The sequence below is a fragment of the Paenibacillus sp. FSL R5-0908 genome (assembly GCF_038006245.1).
In the GTDB taxonomy this organism is placed as follows: Bacteria; Bacillota; Bacilli; order Paenibacillales; family Paenibacillaceae; genus Paenibacillus_AQ; species Paenibacillus_AQ odorifer.
In genome coordinates, this window is the sequence record NZ_JBBOUV010000001.1 from 1402496 (window position 1) to 1418408 (window position 15913).

Genomic DNA, 15913 nt, shown 5'->3' on the forward strand with positions numbered 1-15913 from the left:
TGCTATATGCGATTCTGAGAAACGGTGAATTCAATATTATGGAAGGGGAATGGTGTGGAGGGATCGAATGTTTATTTGATAAGTGTGAAGAGTTTAAAGGAGGAGCATGAAAACTATAAATCAAATACAAACAAAACCGTCAAGCCGATATGATAGTTTTGATCCGGATCAAGAGGGAAATAAAAATACTGTTTTTGCCGACGTAATAATTGATGGTAGATCTCTTTACCAAATGTTAAAAAAATATGATAGGGTTCCTTCCCTCGGGTGGGGTAGTGAAGAGCATCAAAGGAAAATGATTAACTATTTTTTGTTAAACGAAATGCATGAATATTTGTACTACAGGTACCCAATATTAGTCTGTCCCTGGTGTGGCGATGAAGAATGTGGCTTTATATCAGTGTTTATTGAGAGAGAAGGGGATCTTATTATATGGAGAGATTTCAAATTAGAATCCGGTAATAAGGCTATTGATATAGGCCCTTTTTGCTTTAAATGGGATGAATACGAAAAAGTTATTAAAGAGACATTTGGAACTGCGGGGATTCAATAAAGTAAACCTGAAAACCCACGGAAGAGATGTGCTCAAATAATTTATATGGAAAAGATCTATGAGTAAATCCAATTACTACATGATCAAAGGAGTGGAATCAACATGGAACTGTTTAAGCAAATCCCCTTGTACAGATTTTTGGCATTATGCAATGAAAGTGGTATGGAAAAAAACATATTAGACTGCGGAGCGGGAGGGGATTCACCTCCACTAAGTTTGTTTGCGAACTATGGATACAGTACAAACGGAATTGAGATGAATGACGAACAAATTAAAAGAGCTAATCAGTTCGCAACTGAAAGGGGACAGAATCTAAATATACAACAAGGCGACATGAGACAGTTGGCGCTAAGTGATGAGTCGATGAGTTTTGTGTATTCATATAACTCTATTTTTCATATGAGAAAACAAGATGTGAAAAAAGCGATAAATGAAATGAAACGCGTTCTAAAACCTAATGGATTATTATTTGTAAATTTTTTAACCCTAAAGGATTTTAGAGTCGGCGATGGAGTTGATTTGGGGGATAATCAGTTTGAACAGATGGAAGATGATGAATTCGTAATACACTCTTATTATGATTATCATGAAGCAGATTCTATGTTTGATGATTTGCAGTTAATATACAAAGAAGATCGAGTGCTGGAAAGAAAGTTTGAAGGCGAATGGATACGACAAGGATTTATCGATTACATATATAAAAAATAGCTGGATGCTGAAGAACATATTAGTAGCTCCGAAAAAGCTAGATATCTGCGAACAATACGTTCACGCTGTGGACCACGAGGTGTTGGTTTGATAGAAGGTAAAAGGTTTGAAGAAGAGTTAGCCAGGTGGACAACCCCACGAGTCTAATGCTAACGACTGTTTCCTAGGGTGATTTAAGCCGCTTGAATGTCAATCAGCACTTGATACTTGTTCGCAACTAATATACTTCGGGGGGGATTTCAGATGGATGTAATTATAAATAACTCAATGATTCAGTTGATTCAAGGAGATATAACTAAATTAGATGTTGATGCTATCGTCAATGCAGCAAACACAAGCTTGATGGGTGGAGGCGGAGTAGATGGAGCTATCCATAGAGCTGGTGGAAAAGCGATATTAGAGGATTGCATGAAAATTCGTAGTCAAAGGGGAGGTTGGAGAAGCGGTAATAACAACAGGAGGAAATTTTGATGATTACCAAAAAAGGAGATGTGCCAATGAATAACAGATCAGATTTGCTAAATCAGTTTAAGGAATGGAATGGATTTGTTTTAGAAATTATTGATTTAGATTGGAAAACACCCATCGCTGAAGGAAAATGGACCATTCATGATGTTGTTAGTCATATTTTGTTATGGGATAAATACTTCTATGAATCGACGATCGAACCGATAGCATGCGATAAAGCAATAACACTTCAACTTATTGATTTCGATCAATTCAATAATGATGCTGTTACATATGGTAAGACAAAAACCAAAGACGAATTAATAGAATTGACTATGAAGTACCGTAACTTAATATTAGATTGTATAGGTAGTCTTGAAGAGGGAAAATACTCAGACAAATATGTGGACGGAAGGTTTTCCTTTGAGTCCTATTTAAAGGATTTTATATCGCATGACCTACATCATATGATGCAGATTAAAGAACTAAAAAAGAAAATGATGAGTAATTGACCCGTGACGGAAGTACAAAGAATGGAGCTGACCACCATAATTAGCTTTCTCTCACTCCATTATTGTGTGGGACAGAGCTTTTTTTTGTGCAAAAATAGAGAAACAACTTGACCGGTAACTCATAATAAACTCGAAAAACACACGTCGAAAGAGACAAATGTTATATTATTTATCTTTAAATGCAATCTGTAGGTAAAATCAAAGACTCCCCCCTGAAAATCAAACTTTAAAAATCTCCGTAATTCTCCTGTTTTCTTCTCTTTACCCAATTTCTATCTTTATACATCCCAAAGAATTAACTCGATATGTTATGTAATATAACATAAATATTGAATATTATAGTAAAAAGCACAAATTTTACTGACGCATGTATAGTACTGTGTTAATATAAGTGACATAAAACAATGAAAATGAATGTAAGCTAAAGAAAGGTGTTTTTAAAAATAAATATGGGGATTGGGGGACGGCGATGGAGTATTTCATTCAACAGTTAATTAACGGGATTTCTGTAGGGAGCATCTATGCTCTGATCGCACTTGGGTACACCATGGTTTACGGGATTATTAAATTGATCAATTTCGCCCATGGGGATGTGTTTATGGTTGGGTCGTTTATTGGATTGTTCAGTGCCAGGTACTTGGCTTCAGCAGGGCTTTCTCCGATACTGGTCTTACTTATCTCATTGGTGATCTCTATGACAATCAGTGCGTTGCTGGGGATGTCAATCGAACGGCTAGCATACAAACCTCTACGAAAAGCTTCGCGAATCGCTGTGTTGATTACTGCAATTGGCGTTTCTTTTTTGCTGGAATACAGCGGTGTGTTTGTGCTTGGTCCTCAGGCTAAAGGATTTCCGGAGATTCTTAATAAGCAGCAATACAACTTGTTTGGTTCCTCGATTCAGGTGGACTCCAATCAAATCATGATCTTGGGGACGACGGTTATTTTGATGATTATCCTTCAGTATATTGTGCACCGAACAAAGATTGGTAAAGCGATGCGGGCCGTGTCTTTTGATATGGAAGCAGCACGGTTGATGGGGATTAATGTAGATCGGACCATTTCAGCCACCTTCGCTATAGGATCTGCACTTGCGGCAGCAGCAGGCGTTATTTTCGGAATGACTTACAATTCAGTGGATCCGATGATGGGGGTACTTCCGGGGCTTAAAGCTTTTGTGGCTGCGGTTTTAGGTGGCATTGGCAGTATTCCTGGTGCTCTGGTAGGGGGACTTCTGCTGGGCACAGTCGAGACAGAGGTTTCTTCTCTGGGATATTCTTCGTGGCGTGATGGTGTGGCATTTGCTGTACTCATCCTAATCCTTATCTTTAAACCATCCGGGCTATTTGGTAAAAATGTCCGCGAGAAAGTGTAGGGAGATGCCGTATGAAGAAGATAAATAAGTCATTTTGGATAGGCATTGTCTTTTCTATCATGCTTTATATCATCATTCAAGTTCTTCTAACAACGGGAATATTTGATGATGTCATGGAGTCTACGCTAATTCTAATTTGTATAAATGTCATGCTGGCGGTGTCTTTGAATCTGATTAATGGGATAACAGGGCAATTCTCAATCGGGCATGCTGGATTTATGTCCATTGGTGCTTATGTTTCTTCCATTTTAACTTTGAACTTTGATATGCCATTCGTGCTGGCGCTAGTGATCTCTGGACTGGTTGCTGCATTTTTCGGTGTGCTAATCGGGATTCCGACCTTGCGGCTGAATGGAGACTATCTGGCGATTGCTACGCTGGGATTTGGTGAGATTATCCGGATTGTCCTGCTCAATACAGAATATGTGGGCGGAGCTTCAGGTCTAAGCGGCATCCCCAATCAAACGACTTGGACGATTATGTTTCTGTTCACATTGGTCACGATTGTTGTGATCAATAACTTTATACGTTCCACTCACGGCCGGGCTTGTATAGCGATTCGTGAGAATGAAATTGCTGCTGAAGCGATGGGGATTAATACAACTTTGTACAAAGTCATTGCTTTTTCACTTGGAGCATTATTTGCGGGAATAGCGGGTGGTCTCTCTGCTCATAAGTTCTACGTCATCAATCCTGGAAGCTTTAATTTTCTAAAATCATTCGAAATTCTAGTCATGGTTGTGTTAGGTGGACTAGGAAGTACAAGCGGGGCCATCGTGGGTGCGATTGTACTGACGGTGCTCTTCACGGTGCTTCAGGAATATCCGGAGCTGCGGATGATTATTTACTCGGCGATTCTAATTCTGATGATGATTTTTCGGCCTAAGGGGCTGCTTGGCAGCACGGGTTTTTCTTTCTTGAAATGGTCTAAAAAGGAGGTCAAACCAAGTGACAGCATCAACAGTGGAAGTGCTTCTTGATGTTCAACAAGCGAGTCGTGCATTTGGCGGGCTTAAGGCGCTTAACGAGGTATCCCTCCATATTAATAAAGGTGAGTTGATTGGGCTCATCGGACCTAATGGCGCGGGAAAAACAACCCTTTTTAATTTGCTGACAGGTGTATACCCGCCTTCCAGTGGCGATATTATCCTCGGCAATCAGGCAGTAGGCGGGATGAAGCCTTATCGGATTAACCGAAAAGGGGCAGCGAGGACATTTCAGAATATTCGTCTGTTTACCTCTATGACGGTGCTGGATAACGTTAAGATCGCATTTCATCAGCATGCCAGACATTCGATGTTCACTTCCATGCTCCGCCTGCCTAAGCATTTTGCAGAAGAAAACGGAATTACGCAAAAGGCTATGGATATTCTCAAAATATTTAATCTTGCCGATCAATGTGATGAATGTGCCGGGAATCTTAGCTACGGAAATCAAAGGCGTTTGGAAATTGCACGCGCGCTTGCAGCAGGACCTAAGCTTTTGCTATTGGATGAACCAGCCGCAGGGATGAACCCGAATGAAACTCGGGATCTAATGAATCTTATTGCCTGGATCCGTGAAGAGTTTGAGCTGACGATCCTGCTTATCGAGCACGATATGTCCCTTGTTATGGGGGTGTGTGACCGGATTTATGTGCTGGATCGCGGAATGTTGATTGCTGAAGGTACGCCCGTTGAAATACGGAATCATCCCAAAGTCATAGAAGCCTATTTGGGACAGGAGGCGTAGTGGACCATGCTTAGCGTACAGGGGATCAATGTATATTATGGGGCGATTCATGCCTTGAAGGATTTAAGTATGAATGTAAAAGAAGGCGAGATTGTGACTCTAATCGGCGCAAATGGAGCAGGCAAGTCCACGTTGCTTAAGACGCTTTCGGGACTGCTGAAACCCAAAACAGGCAGTATAGATTTCATGGATAAATCTATTACGAATCAGAGTGTTCAGTCCATCGTAAAACAGGGGCTTATTCATTGTCCGGAAGGCAGGCGTGTATTTGCTAATATGTCTGTGGAAGAAAATCTGGAGCTAGGAGCTTTTTTACAAGATTCGGGCAGCTTAGCTGCTGATTTTGCCAAGGTTTACTCCACCTTTCCGCGTCTTTTAGAAAGAAAAAAACAGCTTGCCGGCACATTATCCGGCGGGGAGCAGCAGATGCTTGCTATGGGGCGTGCGATGATGGGGCATCCCAAGCTTTTATTATTAGATGAACCCTCGATGGGGCTTGCCCCATTACTCGTTCAGGATATTTTTCGGATCATCCAGGAAGTAAATGCCTCTGGAACAACAGTGCTTCTTGTAGAACAAAATGCCCATCAAGCGCTTAAAATTGCTCATCGGGCTTACGTTCTTGAGACGGGCAGAGTGGTGCTTGAGGGAGATGCCAAGGAATTGGCAGATTCGGAAGAGATCAGAATGGCTTATCTGGGACATTAATTCATCGGCTAGTTCACAACAGCATCACAGAAAGAACCTATAAATTATTTATTTTGGGAGGCTGGAAGAGGATGAAGAAAATCGGGGCCATATTGCTGACTGCGTTACTGGCTGGTGGATTGCTGGCAGGCTGTGGGAACAAGACAGACAACACTACCGCAGAAGGTGGGAATGCTAGTGGAGGGACCATCAAGATTGGAGCAGACCTTGAGCTTACAGGCGGCCAGGCTTCCTTCGGTGATTCTGCACTCAAAGGGGCAAAGCTGGCGGTAAAAGAAATTAATGACGCAGGTGGAATACTAGGCAAAAAACTTGAACTGATTGAAGCGGATAATGCCTCCAAGTCGGAAGAGGCGACACGCGCAGCGCAAAAGCTGATTACTACCCATAAAGTTGTAGCTATTATCGGTGCAACTACATCTACGAATACACTCGGGATTGTTCCCGTTGCTCAAGAAAAAGGCATCCCACTGGTTAGCTCCTCAGCCACCAATCCCAAAGTAACAGTTGATGAACGTACTGGAGATTTGAACGAATGGGTATTCCGGGCCTCATTTATTGATCCTTTCCAAGGCGAAGTAATGGCTAACTTTGCTAAGGATACACTTAAAGCGAAGACGGCAGTTATTTATACGGATGCTTCAAGCGATTATTCCAAAGGACTGCAGACCTTCTTTAAAGCAACGTTTACTAAGAACGGTGGCTCTATCTTAAGTGAAGAATCCTATCAACAAAAAGATTCTGATTTTAAAGCTGTATTAACACGTATTAAAGAAGCTAATCCCGATGTTATTTACCTTCCAGGCTATTATGAGGAGGTCGGCAAAATCGTAAAGCAAGCTCGCGAAATGGGGATCACCGTTCCGTTTATGGGCGGGGATGGCTGGGATTCACCTCAGCTGGCTGAGATTGCCGGAGCGGATGCCCTAAACAATACGTTTATGTCCAATCACTATTCACCTGAAGATAGCTCGCCAGAAGTAAAATCGTTCGTAGATGCCTTCAAGGCTGCTAACGGTGATCTTGTTCCAGATGGGATGGCTGCGCTTGGATATGATGCTGTGAAACTAGTGGCAGACGCGATTAAGCGTGCGGATTCCACAGAACCTGAGAAGCTGAAGAATGCACTGGCGGGGACAAAGGATTTACAACTGGCCACGGGTAAAATCACAATGAATGAAACGCATGACCCGGTAAAAGCAGCTGTGGTGCTAAAGTTTGTAGATGGAGTACAAACCTTTGAGGCAAAAGTAAATCCATAAGCGTTATGATTAGAGGCGCGTACCTTTATTGGTGCGCGTTTCTTTTAGTTTAAACTTTTTTTAAAAAAAGGCTTGTCAAAATTCTTATGGTTTGATATACTCATTTTTGTTGTGACAAGAAAATAACTTGTAAAGCATGGCCCGTTGGTCAAGGGGTTAAGACACCTCCCTTTCACGGAGGTAACATGGGTTCGAATCCCATACGGGTCATATTATGCGGTAGTGGTGGAATGGCAGACACGCTATCTTGAGGGGGTAGTGGGTGTATACCCGTGGAGGTTCGAGTCCTCTCTACCGCATACAAATAAAAAGTAAGAAACCCTTTGTTCGCAGAGGATTTCTTACTTTTTTTTATAAGATTAGAAGTGAAATTCAGTGGCCTCAGGTCATCTCTTAAAAGCCCCAGCATACTGGGGATAGAGCTGTCTTATGCAGTCTGGGCAGATATCATGGGTGAATTGCAAAGAAAGCTGATGCTTTAAGAAATGTTCAATGGTGATCCATTCATCCTTGGGATTACGAATACATTTACAGGAAGCACAGATTGGGATTAGCTCAAAAGATGATGGTAAGGTTGAACGGAGGTTTATGATCTCCGGATGAAGAGGTTCTTCTTTGTAGGGGCCCACATCATATAGTGAAATTATAAAAGTGGCTTCTGGGTGCGGATCTGAGAGAAATGGATAGATCTCCAAACGGAAGATTCGTTTCCCTTTATTAGCGGTTTGTATGGAGAATTCGGAAGTATAAACCTGATGCTCTCTGCGGAGTATATATTTCACTGATTCATAAAGCTTGGCCCATTGATCGGGATCGACAATCACATCTAGCATGAGCTCTGAGTAATACGCACCCATCCATTTCTTATTAGTAGAAAGACCATATTCATGACTAAAGGCCTTCCACCTACTGTTGGTGAACTGGATAATCCCATGACTGTTGATTACCACCGCATTGTGCGGTAAAGCTTCAAGTGAATGGATAATGGAAGATGATAAGCATTTTGACAAAAGTCACCGCTCCCTCCTAGAGATCATTCAGGATGATAAGTTAACAAAGGGGGCCAGACGGTATTCTACAGATACTTGTCACCTGAGTCGCCTCTTATCGTCACTCCAGCCATATGATATAATCGGATAATACATAACAATACTAATTATATACTTTTTTACGTTATTTTGCAATAGGAAATTACGTAAATAAGTAATTTATTTTTAGATGGAGGGCGATTCACCGATGCAGACCATATACGAACGTATAGAATACCTGATTAAGCAGAAAGGTTTGACCAAAAAATCATTCTGTGAGCAGTTAAACATAAGCACAGGTAATATGGGAGATTGGAAGCGGGGGAAGACTACTCCAGGGACGCATAAGCTGATTGAGATCGGTGATTTTTTTCATGTTAGTCTGGACTGGCTCATTCTCGGCAAAGATATACCGGATACTGTAAGAGAGAGCGGCGTAGACTATGATTTGAGTGGTGTTCAGCTATCGGAAAGCCGAGTAGATGAATTACTTCCAGCAGAAAAGAATTTTATCAAGGAATATATAGCTTTTGCTGAATATCGTAAACAGAAAATGGTCGACGAAGAATCTTAAAATCTGCATCTTTACTTTTGAGAAAAGTACATTTATAATAATGAATGTTGACCTCAAACAAATTTATGTTCTATGTTTAACACACCGCGCGGTAGTGGTGGAATGGCAGACACGCTATCTTGAGGGGGTAGTGGGTGTATACCCGTGGAGGTTCGAGTCCTCTCTACCGCATACAGAATGAAGAAAGAGGCCTTGCGATGCAAGGCTTCTTTTTTTGTTCAATCCTCAATCACATAACCTACTTCTTTACAAGCGGCACGCATAGATTGGCTTCGAATCCTTCATCATCCGGACCGGACTTTTCCGTGTATTGGATGTAAAAGACTCCATCAGGGTTGAACTTATAACCGGAATCCGGCAGCCATTCATTATATATATAATTCCAGGTGTGTTGAAAAGCCAACTGAGGGAATCCGTTTGCAGTAAATATAGCATAGGTAGACGCAGGAAGTTTTTTATGAACAAGGCCTTCAGGGATACAATCTAACTGCCCGACTTCAACACAAAGGAAAAAATCAATATCCCATGCGGTATGCTCCCACAGTTTAGGCACTGATGTACGGTTCTGAAATAGACCGAGATAACAACCGCTGCTTTGAACTTTTGTGGGTATAGCATCAAATTTTGCATCAATATCCAGCTCGCCAAAAACATATTCCCAAAGATTCGCATATGGCTCCCCGGATGAGTTTACATTTGCCCAGCCAATAACATTTAGTTCGGGTATATCAAGCAGTTGAACAGTCACCGATTGTCCCTCCCAGCAAAAATATTTCAACCATATTATAAAATATTCCAAGAGATTAAAGGGTGCTGATATATAGCGATATTATGACGTTCTTTCTAGTTAAAAAGGATACTTTACCGCATAACAACAGGGGGCTGTGTGATGTGGTGAGTATCCTTTTTCTAATGAATTATTTTAAAAGCTTGGAGATATCGGATTCGATCTGCTGTGGAGTGGTTTTAGGAGCAAACCGTTTTAGAACACGGCCATCTTGGTCAACCAGAAACTTCGTAAAGTTCCATTTCACACTTTTTGAGCCTAAGACACCAGGGGCTTCCTTGGATAAGTATTTGAATAATGGATGTGCTTCATCGCCTTTTACGTCAATCTTCTCGAACATAGGGAAGGTTACCCCATAATTAATCTCGCAGTATTCCGCAATTTCATCACTTTCGCCAGGCTCTTGTCCAGCAAATTGATTGCTTGGAAATCCTAAAACTTCGAACCCGCGGTCCTTGAATTTCTCGTACACTTCCTGAAGACCTTTATACTGGGGAGTAAATCCACATTTGCTGGCAGTATTCACAACCAGGAGTACTTTACCCTTGTACTTTGACAATGATTCCTCTTCACCCTTAAGAGTGTTGACCTCAAAATCATAAATACTCATGGATGACACCTCCATAGCTAATTTAAGTTTTTAACAATTTAATTGTACACTATTTATGGTCTGGAGCCAAATAAGAAAGTATTATGAATCATTCCTCATCATCGTTTCAAATCATACCTGTTGTTTAAAGTATAAAGTATGAGCATGACCAATACAGCTTGATGAAGGAGAAGATGACTCATGAAAGCATTATACACAGCAACTACAACAGTCCATGGCGGTCGTGAAGGCTCCATTGAATCCTCGGATGGCGTGTTAAAGCATAATCTAAGCATGCCTAAAGAGCTTGGAGGACCGGGAGGTTCCGGTACCAATCCAGAGCAACTATTCTCGGCTGGTTATGGAGCGTGTTACGAGAGTGCACTAGCGAATATCGCCCGTAAAGAAGGCGTGAAACTCCATGACGTGGAGGTAACTTGTAATGTGTCCATTGGGAAGGATGACAGCGATGGAGGCTTTAGACTTGCTGTGAGAATGGATGTGAAGCTGCCAGGGATTGAACACGACAAAGCAGAGGAACTGGCGAAGAAGGCTCACGAATTCTGTCCTTACTCCAAAGCAACCAGAGGTAATATCGAGGTTGAATTAAAGATTGTTGATTAAATGTATCTGTATATATTTTATGGAAATAATGGCTAAATAGAGACGTAAATCATAAAAGAGTAATAAATAGCTGCCGTGTTAGGCGTCTTTGGTTGACATCACCCTTAAAATTCTTTAATATGTCTAAGTATCTGAGAATGTGCCTGCGTGTGCAATTTACAACCAAAAATTTAAATAATGGGTGATGAAGATGTCTTACAGACCGAATATTACGAATGTGACCAAAGCCAGCAGCAACGATAAGGAAGGATTGTACGAGTTCATTATCAAGCTTGCTGATGGAACGGAGTGCCGCGCGTTTTATCATCGGTTTCCGGAATGGAAAATGACGAACATCAGCCGCCTGCTTAAAACTCCATGTCCAATTTGCCGCAAAGATTTCATCTGCAAATGCATGGAGGCATTCACTGCTGATTTCGAAGGGCAAATGATCGGGGATCAATGGATTGAAAAAGCAATCGCAGAATAATTAAAGAACGGCACTTGATGGCGCGGGAGGATATCCCGCGTTTTTGTTTACCCAAAAAAGCAGAAATTTACGCCTTTATGACGGAGGGGGAGCCATGAACGAGGAACTGAACCTTATGAAAGATAAGTCCATCGTGTTGATAGACGGAGTGTGTCATCTTTGCCAGGGGGTAGTTCGTTTCATTATCCCGCGTGACCCCGAGGCTAAATTTCTATTCGCACCTCTACAGAATGAGATTGCGGCAAAGCTAATGAAAGCGTCCGGACTTCAGCCTGGACAATTAAACACGGTGATTTTACTGGAGAACGGAGTGTATTATACAGAGTCGGCCGCTGTGCTAAGAATTGCCCGTAAATTGAGATTTCCTTGGCCTGCCGTGTACGTGTTCATCTTAGTACCACGTCCATTGCGCAATGCCCTTTATCGGTATGTAGCTAAGAATCGCTATCGTTGGTTCGGACGTGATGAGCAGTGTATGCTCCCTACCCCAGAGATCAAACGGAGATTTTTGTAAACCATAATCTGGGAAAATGTTATAATGAAACTATAAATGGGTACAGTTTTTTCATATTATCACTAGGGGTGAACGAATAGTGAAACGGAAAGGGCTTCTGCTTTTTATAGTCATGTTGTTATCTTTAAGTATGATCGGTACGGCCTCAGCTGCCCCCAAGCTTCGCGTTATGGTGAACAATTCAAGTGTGGATGTTGGTGTGCAAATCGTCTCGGGGAAGATGCTGATTCCGCTGAAAGCTTTTGAAAGATTCAAGAATACTTCTATTCAATGGGATGCTAATACCAAGCAAGCTACGATTGCTAGAGATTCTATGAAGATTAAGCTTGCGGCTGGCTCACGGACGGCTTGGAAGAACTCGGAAGCTGTACAACTGGATGTATCCGCCAAAATAGTGGAGGGAAGAGTAGCGGTACCCCTGCGGTTTATTGCGGAGGCTCTTGGAGCGAGAGTAACAGTAGATGCTGCTACGAATACGGTTTGGGTTCAGGAACGGGCCAATGCTAAACTTGTGCAGAATTATAATAGTAATGACTTAGTTGTTTCCCGCATAGCTGCTCTGCAATTCCCGTTTGAAGAAAGAGAAGCATCTAAATTGACGGGTGATAATGAAGCATTGTCCATGACGTATTATTTTCCTGAAGGTAGATCTGATGGTTATTTTATATTGTATGGCCATTTCGTAAAGTATTATGAGATTAAAGATAATATTGTAAAAGTAGTTTGGGAAGCTGATCTGGATATATCCAAAGAGGCTAAAAGTAAAGATTTTACCGCGATATTCGGTTACCCAGTTGCCAAGGAATATGGTAAAGCACCTGTTCTAGCTCCATCCTATGCCTCCTTTTATACGAGTGTTTGGGGAAGTCAGATTATTTATGGAATGGTTAATGCGGATGGAACTACTAAAGTTTCAGGTCAGTCTCTGTACTGGGGGAATAATGAACCTTTTGTCGTAGCTATTCCCGGAGAGACTAAGCTTTAAGCAATATACAAGTCATATAAATATGGAGATGAATTATGAACAAGGGGAAGCCTAAAGGTTTTATGCGTTTTGATTGGCCTTATCATTTTGTAACTATGCCGCTAGCGCTGATTATATTTGTATGGTCGGGAATTTATGTCGTTCAGGTGTTACGTGATGATGGTGCTTTAACAGTACCCTTGCTATTATTTGGTTTATCTCTATGCCTGTTATTTGCGATTACTCGAATTCGAATTTATGCCACAAAAAATCAGGATCGAGTAGTGAGGGTGGAGGAGCAGTTCCGGTATTTCCGATTGACAGGCGAAGCATTAAATCCAGAGCTTGAATTAGCTCAGATTATTGCGCTTCGGTATGCAGGAGATGAAGAGTTTCCGGAACTATGTCAGCGGACGGTGAAGGAAAAGCTTAGTCCTGCCGATATCCGGTCTGCCATCAAGAATTGGCGTGAAGATACGATGAGAGTCTAAAAACCACTTGATGTGCGAAAAAACTTATTGCTGCCTTCTTATATATATGCTACTATAGCTGTAAATTAAAGGGATAGTAACGGAAGCACCGTTCAATGTACCGTATCCACGGTTATTGTCGGTGCTTTTTTGCTGTCTTTTTTTTGACAATATTTATAAATTTCTTGCGAAAGGAGAGAGGTTTTATGGCGGCAAGGATTGTACTCGCAGTGCGTGAAAGTCAATATATCGAACCATTGCTACACTATCTTCATCATAGTGAGTATGGAGAAATGCTGCGAATCACGGCTTTTAGTCGGCTGGATGCTTTTATCGAATTTATGAGGGGAGAGGATATGCCCGATGCTGTTGTAGGTGACGTTACTTTTATCGAGGCTTGGCTTGTGGAGGGAAGAAATAAGGTGCCTTGGGCAGTTTTAAGTGAGGAGGGAGCTTATCTTAGCAGGAGTTCTAAAAGCTTGGCTGGAGGCATCATGATTGCGAAATATCAGGCACTGCCTTCTCTGCTGGGAGCATTTATTCAACTATGTGAAGTGAAACGAGCTAGAGGTTCCTCTGTATTAGATGAAACGCTGCTGCTCGGTATCGTCTCCTCAAGCGGGAATACGGGCAAAACTACAGTAGCTATGAATATGGCTAAGCAGCTAGGTGAATTGGGGCTTTCGGTCTTTTATTTGAATCTTGAAAGTGTGGACAGCAGTGGATTATTTTTACGGCCCCCTGCAGGAAATACGCCTGGACTAGAGCGGCTCCTTTATGAAATCAAAGCCAGCCGGGATAAGGGCGGAGCCGATACGATTGATTTGGGACAATACGTGATTAGGTATGATCACCTTCGAAGTGCTGCTTTTAGGCCAATTATTAATGTAAAAGAAATGCTGCAGATGACTACGCAGGATACGCTAGATTTGTTGGCGCTGTTGGTTGCGGAAAGAAATTTTGACGTAGTTATAATAGATACCGGCAGTATTGAAGAAGAACGTGCCAAAGCTGTGTTACATAAATGCGGAATTCTATTGTGGGTAGTTAGAAATGACGAGGTAAGCATTCATAAGACCATGAGATGGCTATCCCATTGCAATGCTCCTAATTCTGGTATGCCCACCCAAGTGATGGACAAAAGTAGATTTGCCGTGAATTTTGCCGCAGATGGTTTGGAGGTGTGGGCACCTCCGGAAGGAATTACCGTTGAAGGTGTACTTCCTTATATCCCATCTTGGACGCTGCAGCACCGTGAGGAACTTTTTCTGAACTCACCACAATTTCAAAAGGAGATCTTACAGCTGTGCAAGCAAATTATAGAACCGTCGCTTCCGCAAGTATTCACTGGTAAGGGTTTACATGAATGAGGAAATGTTTAAGGCACTTCGTAGTGATATCCGGGCAGGATTAGATGTTACTTCTGCAGTTGGGAATCGTGAACTCACCCAATATATTGAAAGGACAATTTTGGACAACGAAAATCTGCGATATTTAACAGCACAGGAGAAACATGAGCTCGTGAAGAGATTGTTCGATTCTTTTCGAGGATTGGATGTGCTCCAGCCATTAGTGGATAATCCGGCGATCACTGAGATTATGATTAACAGCCATACTGAGATTTTTGTAGAAGAGGAGGGCCAGATTCGTCGTCTCCATTTGGAATTTGAGTCCAGCAGCAGGTTGGAGGATATTATCCAGACGGTTGTATCCGGTGTGAACCGGGTTGTAAATGACTCTTCTCCTATCGTTGACGCTCGGCTAAAAGACGGATCGCGTGTAAATATCGTGCTTCCGCCAGTAGCTCTGAAAGGCCCAGCGATGACTATTCGTAAATTTCCTGAAACACCGATGACGATGCAGGATTTAGTTCGTCGTGAAGCCTTAAGCTTGGAAGCCGCAGAGCTGCTGCAAATTTTAGTGGCTGCTAAATACAATATTTTTATTAGTGGCGGGACCGGCTCTGGGAAGACTACTTTTCTAAATGCGTTATCTCAGTATATCCCCCCACAGGAGAGGGTCATTACGATAGAGGATTCGGCTGAACTGCAGATTGTAACCGTGCCGAACCTTGTTTCACTGGAGACCAGGAATGCTAACACGGAAGGTAGAGGGGAGATTTCCATCCGAGATTTGATTCGTTCTTCCCTGCGAATGCGCCCAAACCGGATTGTTGTGGGGGAGGTACGGGGACCGGAATGTCTTGATATGCTGCAGGCTATGAACACCGGACACGATGGAAGCTTGTCTTCGGGCCATAGTAACAGCGCACACGATATGGTCAGTCGACTGGAGACGATGGTGCTGAGTGCTGCGGAGCTTCCGGTAGCTGTTGTTCGCCAGCAAATCTCATCGGCAATTGATATTTTTGTACATTTATCCCGTCTCCGTGATCGTTCCAGGCGGGTGATGGAGATCAGTGAGGTTGCGGGGTTGAAAGACGGGGAAGTGATCTTGAATCCCTTATATGAATTTCAAGAAGCTGGTGAACGAGAGGGAAGGGTGCAAGGGGGGCTGCTTCCCTGTGGTAACCCATTGTTGCATACAACGAAGCTTAGGATGGCTGGTGTAACCTCCTATCCATTGGCTCAATAGAGA

General features: G+C 42.3%; 19 protein-coding genes, 3 tRNA genes and 1 pseudogene. 20 read left to right on the plus strand and 3 right to left on the minus strand.

The genetic code is table 11. From position 1 onward, the window contains the following. Positions 1–106: 106 nt before the first annotated feature. The 11 genes and pseudogenes from MKZ09_RS06255 (at position 107) to MKZ09_RS06305 (ending at position 7595) form a co-directional block, all read left to right on the plus strand. A complete protein-coding gene (locus tag MKZ09_RS06255; protein ID WP_076206487.1) occupies positions 107–553 on the plus strand; it encodes an oxidoreductase in 447 nt (148 codons plus the stop codon). A 102-nt stretch (positions 554–655) separates the two neighbouring features. Then, positions 656–1261, plus strand: coding sequence for a class I SAM-dependent methyltransferase (locus MKZ09_RS06260; protein ID WP_076206489.1), 606 nt, complete (start codon positions 656–658; stop codon positions 1259–1261). Between the two features lie 243 nt (positions 1262–1504). Beyond that, positions 1505–1696 (plus strand): annotated as a pseudogene (locus MKZ09_RS06265) (macro domain-containing protein); the annotation flags it as partial. Positions 1697–1731: 35 nt separating this feature from the next. After that, complete coding sequence (locus MKZ09_RS06270; protein ID WP_232061169.1) at positions 1732–2220, plus strand: DinB family protein; 489 nt, start codon at positions 1732–1734, stop codon at positions 2218–2220. A 547-nt stretch (positions 2221–2767) separates the two neighbouring features. Further along, a complete protein-coding gene (locus MKZ09_RS06275; RefSeq protein ID WP_370510626.1) occupies positions 2768–3595 on the plus strand; it encodes a branched-chain amino acid ABC transporter permease in 828 nt (275 codons plus the stop codon). 11 nt (positions 3596–3606) lie between these two features. Then, the gene (locus MKZ09_RS06280) at positions 3607–4575 is read left to right on the plus strand and encodes a branched-chain amino acid ABC transporter permease (protein WP_076137616.1); all 969 of its coding nucleotides are present in this window, start codon (positions 3607–3609) and stop codon (positions 4573–4575) included. Continuing rightward, the gene (locus MKZ09_RS06285; RefSeq protein ID WP_036681664.1) at positions 4544–5326 is read left to right on the plus strand and encodes an ABC transporter ATP-binding protein; all 783 of its coding nucleotides are present in this window, start codon (positions 4544–4546) and stop codon (positions 5324–5326) included. Before MKZ09_RS06280 ends, MKZ09_RS06285 begins: the two co-directional genes overlap by 32 nt. 6 nt (positions 5327–5332) lie before the next feature. Beyond that, positions 5333–6034 (plus strand): ABC transporter ATP-binding protein, encoded by a 702-nt coding sequence (locus MKZ09_RS06290; protein WP_076106949.1) that lies wholly within the window; start codon positions 5333–5335, stop codon positions 6032–6034. 71 nt (positions 6035–6105) lie between these two features. After that, positions 6106–7296, plus strand: a complete 1191-nt coding sequence (locus tag MKZ09_RS06295; protein WP_076206491.1) for an ABC transporter substrate-binding protein — start codon at positions 6106–6108, stop codon at positions 7294–7296. 138 nt (positions 7297–7434) lie between these two features. Continuing rightward, a tRNA-Glu gene (locus MKZ09_RS06300) sits at positions 7435–7506 on the plus strand. A 6-nt stretch (positions 7507–7512) separates the two neighbouring features. Continuing rightward, positions 7513–7595, plus strand: a tRNA-Leu gene (locus MKZ09_RS06305). Positions 7596–7682: 87 nt separating this feature from the next. Here the strand turns inward: MKZ09_RS06305 and MKZ09_RS06310 are convergent. Then, complete coding sequence (locus MKZ09_RS06310) at positions 7683–8306, minus strand: hypothetical protein (protein ID WP_076206493.1); 624 nt, start codon at positions 8304–8306, stop codon at positions 7683–7685. 226 nt (positions 8307–8532) lie between these two features. Between MKZ09_RS06310 and MKZ09_RS06315 the strand changes: the two genes are divergently transcribed. Then, positions 8533–8898 (plus strand): helix-turn-helix domain-containing protein, encoded by a 366-nt coding sequence (locus MKZ09_RS06315; protein WP_076206495.1) that lies wholly within the window; start codon positions 8533–8535, stop codon positions 8896–8898. Positions 8899–8986: 88 nt separating this feature from the next. Further along, positions 8987–9069, plus strand: a tRNA-Leu gene (locus MKZ09_RS06320). A gap of 67 nt (positions 9070–9136) precedes the next feature. On the opposite strand, the gene MKZ09_RS06325 is transcribed toward MKZ09_RS06320, so the two are convergent. Both MKZ09_RS06325 and MKZ09_RS06330 read right to left on the minus strand, forming a co-directional pair. After that, a complete protein-coding gene (locus MKZ09_RS06325) occupies positions 9137–9646 on the minus strand; it encodes a GyrI-like domain-containing protein (protein WP_076206497.1) in 510 nt (169 codons plus the stop codon). 169 nt (positions 9647–9815) lie between these two features. Continuing rightward, entirely contained in the window at positions 9816–10295 is a 480-nt protein-coding gene (locus MKZ09_RS06330; protein WP_038569095.1) for a glutathione peroxidase, read from the minus strand. A gap of 180 nt (positions 10296–10475) precedes the next feature. Between MKZ09_RS06330 and MKZ09_RS06335 the strand changes: the two genes are divergently transcribed. The 7 genes from MKZ09_RS06335 (at position 10476) to MKZ09_RS06365 (ending at position 15910) form a co-directional block, all read left to right on the plus strand. Further along, the gene (locus tag MKZ09_RS06335; protein WP_036681676.1) at positions 10476–10898 is read left to right on the plus strand and encodes an organic hydroperoxide resistance protein; all 423 of its coding nucleotides are present in this window, start codon (positions 10476–10478) and stop codon (positions 10896–10898) included. A gap of 190 nt (positions 10899–11088) precedes the next feature. After that, a complete protein-coding gene (locus tag MKZ09_RS06340; RefSeq protein WP_036681678.1) occupies positions 11089–11367 on the plus strand; it encodes a hypothetical protein in 279 nt (92 codons plus the stop codon). 94 nt (positions 11368–11461) lie between these two features. Then, entirely contained in the window at positions 11462–11881 is a 420-nt protein-coding gene (locus MKZ09_RS06345) for a thiol-disulfide oxidoreductase DCC family protein (RefSeq protein ID WP_076206499.1), read from the plus strand. A gap of 79 nt (positions 11882–11960) precedes the next feature. Next, positions 11961–12866 carry a copper amine oxidase N-terminal domain-containing protein gene (locus MKZ09_RS06350; RefSeq protein ID WP_076206501.1) on the plus strand — a complete coding sequence of 302 codons (906 nt, stop codon included), beginning with the start codon at positions 11961–11963 and terminating at the stop codon, positions 12864–12866. Positions 12867–12901: 35 nt separating this feature from the next. Next, positions 12902–13336 (plus strand): DUF6526 family protein, encoded by a 435-nt coding sequence (locus MKZ09_RS06355; protein ID WP_076206503.1) that lies wholly within the window; start codon positions 12902–12904, stop codon positions 13334–13336. 185 nt (positions 13337–13521) lie between these two features. After that, on the plus strand, positions 13522–14685 hold the full coding sequence (locus MKZ09_RS06360) for a hypothetical protein (protein WP_076206505.1): 1164 nt from the start codon (positions 13522–13524) through the stop codon (positions 14683–14685). Further along, positions 14678–15910 carry a CpaF family protein gene (locus tag MKZ09_RS06365; RefSeq protein ID WP_076206507.1) on the plus strand — a complete coding sequence of 411 codons (1233 nt, stop codon included), beginning with the start codon at positions 14678–14680 and terminating at the stop codon, positions 15908–15910. Before MKZ09_RS06360 ends, MKZ09_RS06365 begins: the two co-directional genes overlap by 8 nt. The last annotated feature ends 3 nt before the right edge of the window (positions 15911–15913 follow it).

Bases quoted from the DNA above. Each gene is read 5' to 3' on its own strand.
- MKZ09_RS06255 (WP_076206487.1), top strand. From the start codon at position 107: ATGAAAACTATAAATCAAATACAAACAAAACCGTCAAGCCGATATGAT.
- MKZ09_RS06260 (WP_076206489.1), top strand. From the start codon at position 656: ATGGAACTGTTTAAGCAAATCCCCTTGTACAGATTTTTGGCATTATGC.
- MKZ09_RS06270 (WP_232061169.1), top strand. From the start codon at position 1,732: ATGATTACCAAAAAAGGAGATGTGCCAATGAATAACAGATCAGATTTG.
- MKZ09_RS06275 (WP_370510626.1), top strand. From the start codon at position 2,768: ATGGTTTACGGGATTATTAAATTGATCAATTTCGCCCATGGGGATGTG.
- MKZ09_RS06280 (WP_076137616.1), top strand. From the start codon at position 3,607: ATGAAGAAGATAAATAAGTCATTTTGGATAGGCATTGTCTTTTCTATC.
- MKZ09_RS06290 (WP_076106949.1), top strand. From the start codon at position 5,333: ATGCTTAGCGTACAGGGGATCAATGTATATTATGGGGCGATTCATGCC.
- MKZ09_RS06295 (WP_076206491.1), top strand. From the start codon at position 6,106: ATGAAGAAAATCGGGGCCATATTGCTGACTGCGTTACTGGCTGGTGGA.
- MKZ09_RS06315 (WP_076206495.1), top strand. From the start codon at position 8,533: ATGCAGACCATATACGAACGTATAGAATACCTGATTAAGCAGAAAGGT.
- MKZ09_RS06330 (WP_038569095.1), bottom strand. From the start codon at position 10,295: ATGAGTATTTATGATTTTGAGGTCAACACTCTTAAGGGTGAAGAGGAA.
- MKZ09_RS06335 (WP_036681676.1), top strand. From the start codon at position 10,476: ATGAAAGCATTATACACAGCAACTACAACAGTCCATGGCGGTCGTGAA.
- MKZ09_RS06340 (WP_036681678.1), top strand. From the start codon at position 11,089: ATGTCTTACAGACCGAATATTACGAATGTGACCAAAGCCAGCAGCAAC.
- MKZ09_RS06345 (WP_076206499.1), top strand. From the start codon at position 11,462: ATGAACGAGGAACTGAACCTTATGAAAGATAAGTCCATCGTGTTGATA.
- MKZ09_RS06355 (WP_076206503.1), top strand. From the start codon at position 12,902: ATGAACAAGGGGAAGCCTAAAGGTTTTATGCGTTTTGATTGGCCTTAT.
- MKZ09_RS06360 (WP_076206505.1), top strand. From the start codon at position 13,522: ATGGCGGCAAGGATTGTACTCGCAGTGCGTGAAAGTCAATATATCGAA.
- MKZ09_RS06365 (WP_076206507.1), top strand. From the start codon at position 14,678: ATGAATGAGGAAATGTTTAAGGCACTTCGTAGTGATATCCGGGCAGGA.